The sequence below is a fragment of the Arthrobacter sp. G.S.26 genome, from assembly GCF_050847375.1.
Taxonomy (GTDB): domain Bacteria; phylum Actinomycetota; class Actinomycetes; order Actinomycetales; family Micrococcaceae; genus Arthrobacter.
Genome location: NZ_CP193752.1, coordinates 2249258 through 2262799, shown reverse-complemented (window position 1 = coordinate 2262799; position 13542 = coordinate 2249258). Strand labels below are relative to the sequence as shown.

Sequence of the window (13542 nt, the reverse complement as noted above, 5' to 3'; positions counted from 1 at the left end):
GCCGTACAGCGTATTCATTGCGCCGTGCGGCCCATCCGTCATTTGGGGCCGGTTAGAGAACTCGACGCGCTGAGGAATAGACTGAGGTAATTAAACGGTGGTGAGGGGTACTTCATTGGAAGAACGTTCGGCGTCGGCTACTGCGGCACAGGGTAAAGTCCCTGCCGACGTGCAGGCAGGGACTGCGCCTGTGGCGCGCCCGGGTTCCCTGGTACCGGTTGACAACTCCGGCTCGCGACCCACCTTTCCGGGCCGCCGGGAACGGACCCGGTCCCGGCTGGCACGGCTGACCGGCCGCGGCGCGGCGAGTTACTCGCCCATCCTGGAACCCCTGCTGCGGACTGTCCGCGCCAACAACCCCAAAGAGGACTTCGACCTCATCCAGCGCGCCTTCGACGTTGCTGAACAAAGCCACCGCGGGCAAAAGCGCAAGAGCGGCGATCCCTACATCACCCACCCCGTTGCGGTGGCCACCATCCTCGCCGAACTGGGCCTCAGCGGCACCACCCTGGCCGCGGCGCTCCTGCACGACACCGTGGAGGACACCCCATACACACTGGCGGACCTGAAACGCGACTTCGGTCCGGAAGTGGCCATGCTGGTGGACGGCGTCACCAAGCTGGACAAGGTCAGCTTCGGCGAGGCGGCCCAGTCCGAGACCGTCCGCAAAATGGTTGTGGCCATGGCCAAGGACATCCGCGTGCTGATGATCAAGTTGGCCGACCGCCTGCACAACGCCCGCACGTGGCGTTTTGTCTCCGCTGAGTCCTCGGCCCGCAAGGCGCGCGAAACCCTCGAAATCTTCGCCCCGCTGGCCCACCGGCTGGGTATGAACACCATCAAGTGGGAGCTCGAGGATCTGTCGTTCGCCGCCCTGTATCCCAAGGTGTACGAAGAGATTGTCCGGATGGTGGGGGACCGCACCCCCGAACGGGAAAAGAGCCTCGGGGTGATCCGGGACCAGATCACGGATGACCTCCGCACGGCACGGATCAAGGCGACCATCACCGGCCGGCCCAAGCACTACTACTCCATCTACCAGAAGATGATTGTCCGCGACAAGGACTTTGACGATATCAACGACCTGATGGGCGTCCGTGTCCTGGTGGACTCCGTCCGGGACTGCTACGCGGCCCTGGGCACCATGCATTCGCGCTGGAACCCCTTGCCGGGCAGGTTCAAGGATTACATCGCGATGCCCAAGTTCAACATGTACCAGTCGCTGCACACCACGGTGATTGGTCCCGGCGGCAAACCCGTGGAAATCCAGATCAGGACCCACGAAATGCACCGCCGGGCTGAATACGGCGTGGCGGCGCACTGGAAGTACAAGGACCAGCCCAACAGGACCGCGGTGGGGCCGGGGAGCCCGCGCGACGGTGACATGGGGTGGCTGCGTTCCCTGGTGGACTGGCAGCAGGAGACCTCCGATCCCGGCGAGTTCCTCGATTCGCTGCGGTTTGAAATCAACGCCCGCGAAGTGTTTGTCTTCACGCCCAAGGGTGAGGTGATGGCCCTTCCGGCCGGGTCCACCCCCGTGGACTTCGCCTACTCGGTGCACACAGAGGTGGGGCACCGGACCATCGGCGCCCGCGTCAACGGCAAACTGGTGCCGCTCAACAGCGAACTGAACCACGGCGACTGGGTGGAGATCTTCACCTCGAAAGCCGAAGGCGCCGGCCCCAGCCAGGACTGGCAGCACTTCGTCAAGAGCGCCCGGGCCCGGAACAAGATCCGGCAGTGGTTCAGCAAGGAACGCCGCGAAGAAGCCATCGACAGGGGCAAGGAACTGCTGACCCGTGCCATGCGGAAGCAGAACCTGCCGTTACAACGCCTGATGACCCACGAGGCACTTGCCGCGGTGGCCGAAGAGTTCAAGTACGTGGACATTTCCGGCCTCTACGCCGGGGTGGGCGACGGTCATACGTCCGCGCAGTCCGTGATGGAAAAGCTCGTGGAGAGCCTGGGCGGCAACGAGAACGCCGACGACGACATCACCGAAGTCAGCATTCCGACCCAGGTGACCAAGGCACGTTTCTCGGACTCGGGCGTGGTGGTCCGCGGCGTAGGCGACGTGTGGGTCAAGCTCGCCCGGTGCTGCACGCCGGTCCCGCCCGACCCCATTCTGGGCTTCGTCACCCGGGGCTCTGGCGTTTCCGTGCACCGTACCGACTGCACCAACATATCGGACCTAAAAGACCAGCCGGACCGGATTGTCGACGTGGACTGGGCACCCACCCAATCCAGCGTTTTCCTTGTGGAAATCCAGGTGGAAGCCCTGGACCGGAAATCCCTGCTGTCCGACGTCACCCGGATCCTGTCCGAGAACCACGTCAACATCCTGGCTGCAAGTGTGCACACCTCCACCGACCGCGTGGCCATCTCAAAGTTCGCCTTCGAGATGGGGGACCCCAAGTACCTCAGCCACGTCCTGAGCGCCGTCCGCAGGATCGACGGGGTCTTCGACGTGTACCGCACCACCGGGAACAAGCGCCGGAGCTAACCTGGCCAGTTTGGCCAGGGCAGCGCGTTTGTGGGGCACCCGCGGTGACGCCTCGATGGCCAGCACCAGCAACCTGAGCCTGACGTCATTCTGCGGCCTGGCAAGGAGGTTCGCCAGTGCAGGGACGGCGCGGCCCTCCTCCACGTGGAGGGCCACGTCCACGGCTGTCCGCAGCGGGCTGGAGACCATCAGGCCGCCCAGGCTGACCACATCGAAAGGCCCGAGCCTCACCTCGTGCAGGGTGCAGCCCCTGGTGTTGCGCAGGCTGGAGACGCGGCGCTTGGCGTCCACCAGCAGCGCCAGCCGGTCCGGTTCAGCCGCGCAGCCGTAAATCCAGGCAGCGGTCATGCGGCCTGCCACCACCCTGCGGCGGACCTGTAAGGGGACAGCACCCGCTGCCGCCCGGGCCCGCAGCTGGCTCGATACCTGGACTTCCGGCAGGACATAGCCATGCTGGTGGATTCTGGCCAGCAGCCCGTCAGCTGCCAGCGCCTGGAGTTCCGGCCACGCAAAGGGCAACCCGGGGACATACAAGTCGGGAAACTGGTGCCCGGGACTGCCGGGCGGGGCTGGAGGGGATGCCATCCGTCAATCCTGCCCCGGCAGCGTTAACTGACACAGGCCCGATCCCGGTCATGTGGATAACCGGGCCCGGACCTGTGGTCTGTTGGTGGCGCAGCGGTCAGCGCCGCAGATCCGCCACCGGGGGTCAGCTCAGTTCGCTGGCCGAGCGCTGGATCTGGTCAAGCCAGGCCTGGCGCGCCTCGAGGGCCTCCTGGGCTGCCTTGATTTTGCGCTGGTCGCCGGTCTTCTCGGCCTTGGCCAGGTCATCCTGCAGGCCCGCGATGGCGGATTCCAGCTGGGACAGGGCGCTGTTGGTGCGGGCCTTACGCTCCGGGTTGGAGCGCTGCCACTGCTCTTCCTCGGCGTGGCGCACTGCGTCCTCAACCTTGCGGAGACCGGCTTCGATGCGTCCCATATCGGCACGGGGCACCTTGCCGGCTTCTTCCCAGCGGTCCCGGACGGACTGCAGGGCCTTCTTCGCGGCGCCGAGGTCCTTGATCGGGAGGATGGCAGTGGCTTCGCTGAGCAGGGCTTCCTTGGCGGTGAGGTTGACCGAGTACTCCTGGTCGATCTCATCGTTGGCAGCCTGGCGTGAGGTGAAGAAGACGTCCTGGGCGGCACGGAACCGGGCCCACAGCGCGTCGTCGTCCTTGCGGCTGGCGCGCGGGGAAGCTTTCCACTGGTCCATCAGGCGGCGGTACTCGCCGGCTGCGTAACCCCAGTCGGTTGAGCCCGACAGTTCCTCGGCTTCGGCGATCAGCTTTTCCTTAGCGGACTTTGCCGCGGAGTTGTTGCTGTCCAGCTGCGAGAAGTAGGCCCGACGGTGCCTGTCGAACACCGTGCGGGCGGCACGGAACCGCTTCCACAGCTGGTCCTCATTGCTGCGGCCCAGGCGGACGCCGCTCTTCTGCGCGGTCTTCCAGCTTTCGAAGAGGTCGTTCATCCGGGCGGAGGAGGTCTTCCACTGCGTCTGCGCGGGGTCCTGGCCGGAAATCTGTTCGGCCTCGGCCACGATGGCTTCCCGGGCGGCGAGCTCGGCGGTGCGGACGGCGTCGTGCTCCGCCTTTTCTGTCTTCTCCAGCTCGGTGATCTGGCCCGCGAGGCTGTCCAGGCGGGCCTCTGCTGAGCGGAGGTCGCCCACCATGTTGCGCTCGGCAAGCTGCTCGCGCAAGTGCGTCACGGTCTTCTGCATGTCGGTGCTGGGGGCCTTGGAAGCCACCCGCTGCTCCAGCAGGACAACCTGGGCAAGGACATCGTCGAATTTGCGCGCGAAGTAGGCCAGGGCCTCGTCGTTGCTGACATCCGGGTACTGGCCCACGGGGTGTTCGCCGCCGTCGATGGTCAGGAATACGTGGCCGTCACCCTCAACGCGGCCCCACTTTGCGGCCTCGGCCAGTGAGGTTGCGGAAGGAGCCTGGACCGACGCGGCAGCCGGTGCGGCAGCAGCGGGCTTGGGCCGGGACGCAAAAGCGGCGGGTGACGGGGCAGCAGGCCGCGCGGCCGGTGCCGCGGGCGCTTCCGCTGGAGGGGTCACCTCGGCGGGTGCGTCAGCCGCCGGAGCCTCCTCTGCGGGAGCGGCAGCCGCCGGGGTCTCCTCAGCAGGAGCCTCCTGAGCCGGAGCCTCCTCGGCAGGGGCGTCCGCAACGGGAGCCTCCTCAGCGGGAGCCGCAGTTGTGGTGGTTGCATCAGCGCCTGGGGCCTCGGCCACGGGGGCCTCCTCGGTCAGGTCTGTTGCTGTTTCGTCGGATTTCTGACTGTCTGTCACCGCTAAAAGTCTTTCGCTTGGAGGAAAATACTCACGTACTGCGCCCGGGCCGGAGGCCAGGGCGCCTACTTCAGAGAGAACGAGTCTATCGTGACTGGTTCCCGTGGCGAGCCGTCCGTGTCGCTGGTGACCGGCGTGATGCCTGCGGCCGCAAGATTGGCCACCGTTTCAAGGCCGGACGTCACCTTGCCCACCACCGTGTAGCCACCCGCAGTGTCCGCGGGAATTGCCGTGTCCTTGTACACAATGAAGAACTGCCGGCCGTTGCCGTAAGCGTTGTTCGCGCTCCTGGCCACGGCGATGCTGCCCGCCGGATAGACGTTGTCCGTGGGCGTGTTTTCCAGCGGACCCCACGTGAACGCGGCATCGGCGTTCCCGGTGCCGTCCGTTGAACCGCACTGCAGGAGCCCGAACGATTCGCCGGTGGTCAGGCGGTGGCAGCCTTTTCCGTTGTAGTAGCCCTCGGTGCTCAGCGCTGACAGGACGGCTGCGGCCTGCGGTGCCTTGGTGCCGTCAATCTCAACGCCCAGCGGGCTGCCGTTAAGCACCAGGTCACCCGTGAAGGTCTTCCCGGCGGCGGTGTCCGGAGCAGGGATATCGGGTCCGTTGGCGGTCTGGGCGGGGCTGGGGGTGGGTTCCGCGGACGCCGACGGGTCCGTCAGGCCGGCCTGCGCGGCCGCGTATTCGTCCTCGGTAGGGTTCCCGGAAAACGCGGTGAGCTGGAGGACGACGGCGAGGACCACGGCGGTGGCGCCGGCACCGGCGGCCACAAGGTTGTCGCGCTTGCGGCGGCCCTCCTGCACACGCCGGAGCTCACGTTTGGCTTCCATCTGCTGGATGCGCCGTTTGGTTTCGCGGGCGTTGCGGGAACTGGCCGCCAAGGGTCCTCCTCGTGAGTCGGGCTGCCGCACCGGAGCCTTCCGGCCCGTGATGCAGGGATGTGGCGGCCGGGCCGCACCGCCCGCCGCATTAGAGATGCACAAGGATGGCGCATAAACTGACTGCCGCACACAGTTTATGCATGACTGGCTGGACAGCCGCCCATAGCCGCCCCTTTCGGGCCGCATGGCGTGCCCGGCAGCCGTACACGATGAGGAGATCTTCCACCATGGCACGCAACGCCTCCCTGTCCGGATTCCCCGAGTGGCTTCCCGAGGAGCGGCTGGTGGAGCTGCATGTCCTGGACACGCTGCGCCGCGTTTTCGAACTGCACGGCTTCTCCTCGATCGAGACCCGGGCCGTGGAAACGGTGGGCCAGCTGCTGCGCAAGGGCGAAATCGACAAGGAAGTCTACGGACTGAGCCGGCTCCAGGACGACGAAGGCGACGCAAAAGGCAAAGCCGACCCACAGGCGCTGGCGCTGCACTTCGACCTCACCGTGCCTTTTGCCCGCTACGTGGTTGAGAACGCCGGCCACCTGGCTTTCCCGTTCCGGCGCTACCAGATCCAGAAGGTGTGGCGCGGCGAACGGCCCCAGGAAGGCCGTGCCCGCGAGTTCACCCAGGCGGACATCGACGTGGTGGGCGACGGCGGGCTGCCGTTCCGCTACGACGTGGAGATTGCCCTGGTCATCGCCGAAGCCCTCAGCGCCCTGCCCATCCCGGACTTCCGGCTCCGGATCAACAACCGCAAGCTGGCGGAGGGCTTCTACCGGGGGATCGGCCTTGACGATACCGCTGGAGTCCTGCGGAGCATCGACAAGCTGGAGAAAATCGGCGCCGACAAAGTGGCCGGCCTCCTCCAGTCCGAACTGGGCGCCACGGAGGAGCAGGCGCGGAAGGCGCTGCAGCTGGCCGGGATCCGCACCGAGGACACGTCCTTCGTGGCGCAGGTCAAGGCGCTGGGGGTCAGCAATGAGCTGTTGGATGAAGGCCTGAGCGAGCTGGAACAGGTCATCGAGGCGGCCGTCCAGCGCGCCCCCGGCAAGGTGGTGGCGGACCTGAGCATCGCCCGCGGCCTGGACTACTACACGGGCACCGTGGTGGAAACCGTCCTGGTGGGCCATGAACAGCTGGGCTCCATCTGCTCCGGCGGCCGGTACGACGCCCTGGCGTCCAAGGGCAACCGCAAGTTCCCCGGTGTGGGACTGTCCATCGGGGTCACGCGCCTCGTGTCCCGGATCCTCAGCCAGGACCTGGCCAAGGCCTCCCGTTCTGTCCCCACGGCCGTCCTGGTGGCACTCTCCCACGATGACAGCTGGGGCGCGGCGCAGGACGTTGCTGCCCAGCTGCGCAGCCGGGGGATCGCCACCGAAGTGGCGGCCAAAGCGGACAAGTTCGGCAAGCAGATCAAGTTCGCGGACCGCCGCGGCATCCCGTTCGTCTGGTTCACGGACGACGACGGCGCGCACCAGGTCAAGGACATCCGCACCGGCGAGCAGGTGCCGGCGGAGCCCGGAACGTGGGCGCCGCCCGCTGCCGACCTTTCCGTCCAGGTGAGCACCACGGCCTGATCCGCCGGCTTAAAGACACTCTACGGACTCAGCGGCGGCGCCGCAGGACCAGCCACCGGCCCGCCGCGCCCGCCGCCAGGACTGCCACCATGGCCAGCACCGGTGCCGGCGGGAGGGTCAGTGCCAGCCCGACGCAGGCCACTACGCCCACGGCATTAAGCCACCGCGGGGCGTACCGGGGATGCGCGGGAAGGGTGAACGCAGCGGCGTTGGCGACGGCGTAGTACACCAGCACCCCGAAACTGGAGAAGCCCACCACCGTCATCACGTCGCTGGTGAGCAGGAGCAGGATCACGACGGCGGCCACGCTGAGTTCGGCGGCCACCGGTACCGTCCGTTTGCCGCTTACCTTCGCCAGGAAGCGCGGCAGGTCGCCCGCACGGGCCATCGCCAGGCCCGTGCGGCCCACACCCGTAATGAGCGCCAGCAGCGCGCCCAGGCACGCGGCAGCAGCGCCTGCCTGCACGATCGGTGCGCCTCCGGCCAGGCCGGAGGCAAGCACGGCGTCCAGCAGGGGAGTGCTAGACGCTGCGAGCCGCCCGGCCGAAAGATGGTTCAGCAGCAGTACTGCCAGCAGCAGGTAGATGGCAAAGGCCCCGGCCAGGGCGGCCAGGATGGCGCGGGGGATGGTCCGGGCCGGATTTTTGACCTCCTCGCCCAAAGTGGCAATCCGGGCGTAACCGGCAAACGCAAAAAACATCAACCCCGCCGCTGGCAGCACACCCGCAGCCCCGCCGGCGATGTCCGGCGAAGCGGCAGCTGCCGGATGCGGACCGGCCACGGCGGCAACGGCCACAAATGCGAGGACCGCAAGGACCACACCGAGGAGGATGCGCGTCAGCAGCGCCGTGCGGGTGATGCCAAGGAGGTTCACGCCGGTGAGTGCCACCACCGCTGCCACGGCAACGGGGATGGCGTAGCCGCCGCCAACGTAGCTGCCGAACGTCAGGGCCATCGCCGCGCACGACGCCGTTTTTCCCGTCACAAAGCCCCAGCCGGCCAGGAACCCGGCCCACTCGCCCAGCTGCTTCCGACCGTAAACGTAGGTGCCGCCGCTGGTGGGATACCGGGCGGCCAAGGCAGCCGAAGCCACCGCATTGCAGTACGCCACGGCGCCGGCAATGGCCACCGCGGCGGGCAGCAGCGTTCCAGCCAGGGCGGCGGCCGGGCCAAACACCACAAACACGCCGGCGCCCAGCATCGAGCCGAGTCCGATCGCGGTGGCATCGGCGGTGGTGAGCCGCCGCTCAAGCTGCCGGTGTGCGTCCATGGGGTACGGGTGTCCTTCCAGCGGGTAAACTCGATCGGGATCGCTCCCGCAGCGATCCTATTGACTTCCCACTGTTTTCCCGCAGAAAGGCGTGCTGTGCTGCGCACACATGACCTCGGATCCCTTCGTTCCGAGCACATTGGACAAACCGTAACCCTGGCCGGCTGGGTGGGCCGCCGTCGTGACCACGGTGGTGTGGCCTTCGTGGATCTCCGCGATGCATCCGGCGTGGCCCAGGTAGTGGTCCGTGAAGAAGAAGTGTTCCACGGGCTGCGCAACGAGTACGTCCTGCAGGTCACCGGCACCGTCTCCAAGCGTCCCGACGGCAACGAAAACCCGGCGCTGGCCACCGGCACCGTCGAAGTCATCGCCGAGGACGTCACCATCCTCAACACCTCTGACCCGTTGCCGTTCCAGATCGATGAGCACGTGGAAGTGGGCGAGGAAGCGCGGCTGAAGCACCGCTACCTGGACCTGCGCCGCCCCGGCCCCGCCCGCAACCTGCGGCTCCGCTCCGAAGCCAACCGGGTGGCGCGCGACCTGCTCCACCAGGACGGCTTCGTTGAGATCGAGACGCCCACGCTGACGCGTTCGACGCCGGAAGGCGCCCGCGACTTTGTGGTTCCGGCACGCCTGGCGCCGGGTTCCTGGTACGCCCTGCCGCAGTCGCCGCAGCTTTTCAAACAGCTGCTGCAGGTGGGCGGCTTCGAGAAGTACTACCAGATCGCCCGCTGCTACCGCGATGAGGACTTCCGAGCGGACCGCCAGCCGGAATTCACCCAGCTGGACATCGAAGCCAGCTTCGTGGAGCAGGACGACATCATCGCCCTGGGCGAAGGCATCGTCAGCGCGCTGTGGAAGCTGATCGACGTGGAGATCCCCACGCCCATCCAGCGCATCACGTACCACGACGCCATGGCGCGGTTCGGATCGGACAAGCCGGACCTGCGTTTTGGTGTGGAGCTTACGGAACTTACCGATTTCTTCAAGGACACCAACTTCGGCGTCTTTAAGGCACCCTACGTGGGTGCCGTGGTGATGCCGGGCGGCGCCTCGCAGCCACGCCGTACCCTGGACGGCTGGCAGGAATTCGCCAAGCAGCGCGGCCACAAGGGCCTGGCGTACGTCCTTTTCAAGGAGGACGGCGAACTGGCCGGCCCCGTTGCCAAGAACCTCACGGACACCGAGCGCGAAGGCCTGGCCGGCGCCGTGGGCGCACAGCCCGGCGACTGCATCTTCTTCGCCGCTGGTGAGAAGTCAGCGGCCCGCGCCCTCCTGGGCGCTGCCCGCGTGGAGATCGGCCACCGCACCGGCCTGATCAACCCGGCCGACTGGGCCTTCTGCTGGGTGGTGGACGCGCCGATGTTTGAGCCTGCCGCCGCCGCCGTCGCCTCCGGTGACGTGGCAGTGGGCGCCGGCAAGTGGACCGCCGTGCACCACGCGTTCACCTCGCCGAAGCCCGAGTTCCTGGCCACCTTCGACACCGACCCCGAGCCGGCACTGGCCTACGCCTACGACATCGTCTGCAACGGCAACGAAATCGGCGGCGGCTCCATCCGTATCCACCAGAGCGACGTCCAGGAACGTGTCTTCGAGGTCATGGGACTCTCGAAAGAGGACGCCCAGGAGAAGTTCGGCTTCCTGCTGGAGGGCTTTAAGTACGGCGCCCCGCCGCACGGCGGCATCGCCTTCGGCTGGGACCGCGTTGTGGCACTGCTCTCCGGTGTGGAGTCCATCCGCGACGTCATCGCCTTCCCCAAGACGGGCAACGGCTACGACCCGCTGACCGCCGCGCCGGCGCCCATCACGGCCCAGCAGCGCAAGGAAGCCGGCGTGGACTTCAAGCCCGAAGCCAAACCGGCCGGTGCCGCCAAGGCCACCGCAGCCAACTAGGCCCGCAACCCGGCGCACGGCGCTGCAGGAGGCTCCCCGCGCCAGCCGGGAGCCTCCTGCCGTTAACGAAGGAATGCCAGTGACCACACCAGCCGCCGGAACCACGCCGGACCCCCTCGCCGGGCTGGAGGGCGCCATGGACGCCGCCTGGCCCGCGCCGGACCGGGAAAACGTTGGCAGTTGGGTCCTGCGGGCCGCCGACGGCGTCACGCAGCGGGCCAACTCCATCTGGCCCCGGCCGGAACCGGCCGGCAGCGACCCGGCCGTGCTCCTGCGGCAGGCCCGGGCCTGGTACCGCAGCCGGCGGCTGCCCGTCATCTTCCAGCTGATGGCAGGCCCGGCCGGCACGGCGCTCCATCAGTTCCTGGATACCGAGGGTTTCACCCGGCAGTCCGAAACCCTTGTTATGGCCCGGGGGCCCTGGCAAGCGGCCGCAGGCCCAGACCCCGACGTCGAAACCGCCGCTGAACCGTCCGCGGAGTGGCTCCGGCTGTGGTGGCAGGTGGACGGCCGCGGCGGTGACGCCGCCATGGCGACAGCCCGCACCATCCTGACGGGCTGCCCCGCCCTGTACGCCCTGGTGCGCGATCCCGGCGGCCAGCCTGCCGCCGTCGGCCGCCTTGCCCTGCCTGCGCAGCACCCCGGTTGGGGCGGGATCTACAGCATGGCCACCCACCCGGACGCCCGCCGCCGCGGGTACGCCAGCCAGGTCCTGGAGGCCCTGCTGGATGCCGGCGCTGCCCGCGGGCTGGACAACTACTGGTTGCTGGTGACGGCGGCCAACACCGGTGCGCAACAGCTCTACGCGGCAGCCGGGTTTGTCGAAACGGGGCGCTACGAGTACCGGCAGGAACGGCCGCAGCGGGCCCGGACCGGCTGCTGACCGGCTTCACGGAGACGGCCTACGCGGGTTCTGTCACCTGGATCCGGACGGAGCAGGCATCGGCCGCGGCTTTTTTCAGGACGGCGGCACGCGGTTCCGGCACATCCAGGTACGCCAACCTCGGCAAGGTGGCGTAGGGCCGGAGCGAGGGGTGGGCCAGGACCAGCTCCGCAAGGCTCCGGTCGCCGCCGGGAACCAGGTATTCAAAGCCGGCCGCGGCAAAGATGGGTTCCGCCTGGGCCGCCACGGCGTCCACCAGGGCATCCGCCTGGTTGGTGCGCCGCCGGGCGAAACGTTGCTGGGACTGGCCGCCGGCGGCCGTCCGTGACTGGACGTACCGGGTGCCTGCCTTGGACGCCAGCAGCCGGCCCTCGGTGGCGACACCGGCCGCGTACCCGCCGCGGCGCACCAGCAGCAGCCCCAACCGCCGCGGCTGGGCCGCCAGCGACGCGAGCCGTTCCAGCCCGTCGAAACCGCGGCCGGGCCTGCCGTCCGCGGGCCATGGCGCCTGCAGCAGCGCTCCGGTGCCGTCCCCGGCGCGAAGCCGCAGCCCGTCGTCGTCATCATGGAGCCGGTAGCCGCCATGTGACGCGCCAAACCGTTCGGCCCAGCCCTGGAGCCGGTGGCTGGGGACAAAAGCGGTCCGGACGGACGGCTGGCCGGTGGCGGGGGACGGCATGGGGGAATCCTTTGGCGGCAGGGCGGCGAAAACGCACGGTGAACTGGAAGTAGCCTATCCATGTGGAAGATCTCTTTGGGCAAGGACCGGACAACGACGACGACGATGCCCCCGCCGCTGCACCGGGAACCGGCGCGAAGGCCTCGCCGCGCAGCCCACTCGCCGTACGGATGCGGCCAAAAAACCTGGACGAAGTGGTGGGCCAGCAGCACCTGCTGGGCTCCGGCTCACCCCTGCGCCAGCTTGCCGCTGGCGCCAACGCGGCCGGCCCCGCCGGGCCCAGTTCACTGATTCTCTGGGGCCCGCCCGGAACCGGAAAAACCACGCTGGCGCACGTGATCGCCCGCGGCCCGGGCCGGAAATTCGTTGAACTGTCCGCCATCACTGCCGGCGTCAAGGACGTGCGGCGGGTCATGGACGAGGCCCTCACCGCGCGGGACCTCTACAAAACCACCACCGTGCTGTTCCTGGACGAGATCCACCGGTTCAACAAGGCCCAACAGGACGCCCTCCTGCCGGGAGTGGAAAACCGGTGGGTGGTGCTGGTGGCCGCCACCACCGAAAACCCGTCCTTCTCCGTGGTGTCACCGCTGTTGTCCCGCTCCCTGCTGCTCACGCTGAAGCCGCTGACCGACGCGGACGTGGAGGGCCTCCTGGGCCGGGCCGTGGCAGACCACCGCGGCCTCGACGGCAAGGTGGAGCTGTCCCCGGACGCTCTGGCGCACCTGGTGCGGCTCTCCGGCGGGGATGCCCGCCGCGCGCTGACCGCCCTGGAAGCCGCCGCCGGTGTTGCCTTCGGCGACTCGGATGACGCCGGCGCCGGCATTATCGCCGTGGAACTGAAGCACACCGAGCGGGCGCTGGACGTGGCAGCCGTCCGCTACGACCGGGCGGGGGACCAGCACTACGACGTGGCCAGCGCCTTCATCAAATCCATCCGCGGCTCCGACGTCGACGCAGCCCTGCACTACCTGGCCCGCATGCTCGAGGCGGGGGAGGACCCCCGCTTTGTGGCCCGTCGGATTGTGATCTCCGCCGCGGAGGACGTTGGCATGGCGGATCCCACCGCGCTGCAGACCGCTGTGGCCGCAGCCCAGGCCGTCCAGCTGATCGGCATGCCGGAGGGTCGGATCATCCTGGCCGAAGCGGTGGTGCACCTGGCCACGGCCCCCAAGTCCAACGCCGCGTACATGGGCATCAACAAGGCCATCGCCGATGTCCGCGCCGGCCTGGGCATTGGCATCCCGGCGCACCTGCGCGACGCGCACTACCCCGGCTCGAAACAGCTGGGCCACGGCCAGGGGTACAAGTACGCGCACGACGCCCCGCATGGCGTGGCCACCCAGCAGTATCCGCCCGATGACATCGTGGGCAAGGACTACTACCAGCCCACCGCCAACGGCGCCGAACGGGACATCGCCGTCCGGCTGGAGCGGCTGCGGAAGATTGTCAGGGGCAGGTAGGCCACATGCTAGGATTGATGCTTGTCTGGCAAGGTTCGGGCGCCCAATCACCGAAAAATTCTTTCGATCC

The 13542-nt window shown here is 68.1% G+C and carries 10 protein-coding genes; 5 read left to right on the top strand and 5 right to left on the bottom strand.

What is annotated here, in order from left to right; all coding sequences use genetic code 11:
* Positions 1 to 115: 115 nt before the first annotated feature.
* Positions 116 to 2503 (top strand): RelA/SpoT family protein, encoded by a 2388-nt coding sequence (locus ACRB8A_RS10255; RefSeq protein ID WP_432244628.1) that lies wholly within the window; start codon positions 116 to 118, stop codon positions 2501 to 2503.
* Here the strand turns inward: ACRB8A_RS10255 and ACRB8A_RS10250 are convergent.
* The 3 genes from ACRB8A_RS10250 to ACRB8A_RS10240 form a co-directional block, all read right to left on the bottom strand.
* The gene (locus ACRB8A_RS10250; RefSeq protein WP_157407599.1) at positions 2384 to 3088 is read right to left on the bottom strand and encodes a type IV toxin-antitoxin system AbiEi family antitoxin; all 705 of its coding nucleotides are present in this window, start codon (positions 3086 to 3088) and stop codon (positions 2384 to 2386) included. The genes ACRB8A_RS10255 and ACRB8A_RS10250 overlap by 120 nt on opposite strands.
* A 124-nt stretch (positions 3089 to 3212) precedes the next feature.
* Positions 3213 to 4832, bottom strand: a complete 1620-nt coding sequence (locus tag ACRB8A_RS10245) for a DUF349 domain-containing protein (protein WP_432244627.1) — start codon at positions 4830 to 4832, stop codon at positions 3213 to 3215.
* Positions 4833 to 4897: 65 nt separating this feature from the next.
* Positions 4898 to 5713 carry a peptidylprolyl isomerase gene (locus tag ACRB8A_RS10240; protein ID WP_432244626.1) on the bottom strand — a complete coding sequence of 272 codons (816 nt, stop codon included), beginning with the start codon at positions 5711 to 5713 and terminating at the stop codon, positions 4898 to 4900.
* A 227-nt stretch (positions 5714 to 5940) separates the two neighbouring features.
* Here ACRB8A_RS10240 and hisS point away from each other — a divergent pair, with 227 nt between their 5' ends.
* Positions 5941 to 7284, top strand: a complete 1344-nt coding sequence (hisS, locus tag ACRB8A_RS10235) for a histidine--tRNA ligase (protein WP_056598160.1) — start codon at positions 5941 to 5943, stop codon at positions 7282 to 7284.
* A gap of 28 nt (positions 7285 to 7312) precedes the next feature.
* Here the strand turns inward: hisS and ACRB8A_RS10230 are convergent, their stop codons facing one another.
* The gene (locus tag ACRB8A_RS10230) at positions 7313 to 8554 is read right to left on the bottom strand and encodes an APC family permease (protein ID WP_050684646.1); all 1242 of its coding nucleotides are present in this window, start codon (positions 8552 to 8554) and stop codon (positions 7313 to 7315) included.
* 96 nt (positions 8555 to 8650) lie between these two features.
* Between ACRB8A_RS10230 and aspS the strand changes: the two genes are divergently transcribed.
* Entirely contained in the window at positions 8651 to 10447 is a 1797-nt protein-coding gene (aspS, locus tag ACRB8A_RS10225) for an aspartate--tRNA ligase (protein ID WP_432244625.1), read from the top strand.
* 73 nt (positions 10448 to 10520) lie between these two features.
* On the top strand, positions 10521 to 11330 hold the full coding sequence (locus ACRB8A_RS10220; RefSeq protein ID WP_285240342.1) for a GNAT family N-acetyltransferase: 810 nt from the start codon (positions 10521 to 10523) through the stop codon (positions 11328 to 11330).
* A 19-nt stretch (positions 11331 to 11349) separates the two neighbouring features.
* Here the strand turns inward: ACRB8A_RS10220 and ACRB8A_RS10215 are convergent, their stop codons facing one another.
* Positions 11350 to 12009 carry an acVLRF1 family peptidyl-tRNA hydrolase gene (locus tag ACRB8A_RS10215; RefSeq protein ID WP_432244624.1) on the bottom strand — a complete coding sequence of 220 codons (660 nt, stop codon included), beginning with the start codon at positions 12007 to 12009 and terminating at the stop codon, positions 11350 to 11352.
* A 62-nt stretch (positions 12010 to 12071) separates the two neighbouring features.
* Here ACRB8A_RS10215 and ACRB8A_RS10210 point away from each other — a divergent pair, with 62 nt between their 5' ends.
* On the top strand, positions 12072 to 13472 hold the full coding sequence (locus tag ACRB8A_RS10210) for a replication-associated recombination protein A (protein ID WP_056598173.1): 1401 nt from the start codon (positions 12072 to 12074) through the stop codon (positions 13470 to 13472).
* Positions 13473 to 13542: the final 70 nt, after the last annotated feature.

Excerpts from the sequence above, each read along its gene's own strand:
- ACRB8A_RS10220 (WP_285240342.1), top strand. The coding sequence starts at position 10,521 with ATGCCAGTGACCACACCAGCCGCCGGAACCACGCCGGACCCCCTCGCC.
- hisS (WP_056598160.1), top strand. The coding sequence starts at position 5,941 with ATGGCACGCAACGCCTCCCTGTCCGGATTCCCCGAGTGGCTTCCCGAG.
- ACRB8A_RS10215 (WP_432244624.1), bottom strand. The coding sequence starts at position 12,009 with ATGCCGTCCCCCGCCACCGGCCAGCCGTCCGTCCGGACCGCTTTTGTC.
- ACRB8A_RS10250 (WP_157407599.1), bottom strand. The coding sequence starts at position 3,088 with ATGGCATCCCCTCCAGCCCCGCCCGGCAGTCCCGGGCACCAGTTTCCC.
- ACRB8A_RS10230 (WP_050684646.1), bottom strand. The coding sequence starts at position 8,554 with ATGGACGCACACCGGCAGCTTGAGCGGCGGCTCACCACCGCCGATGCC.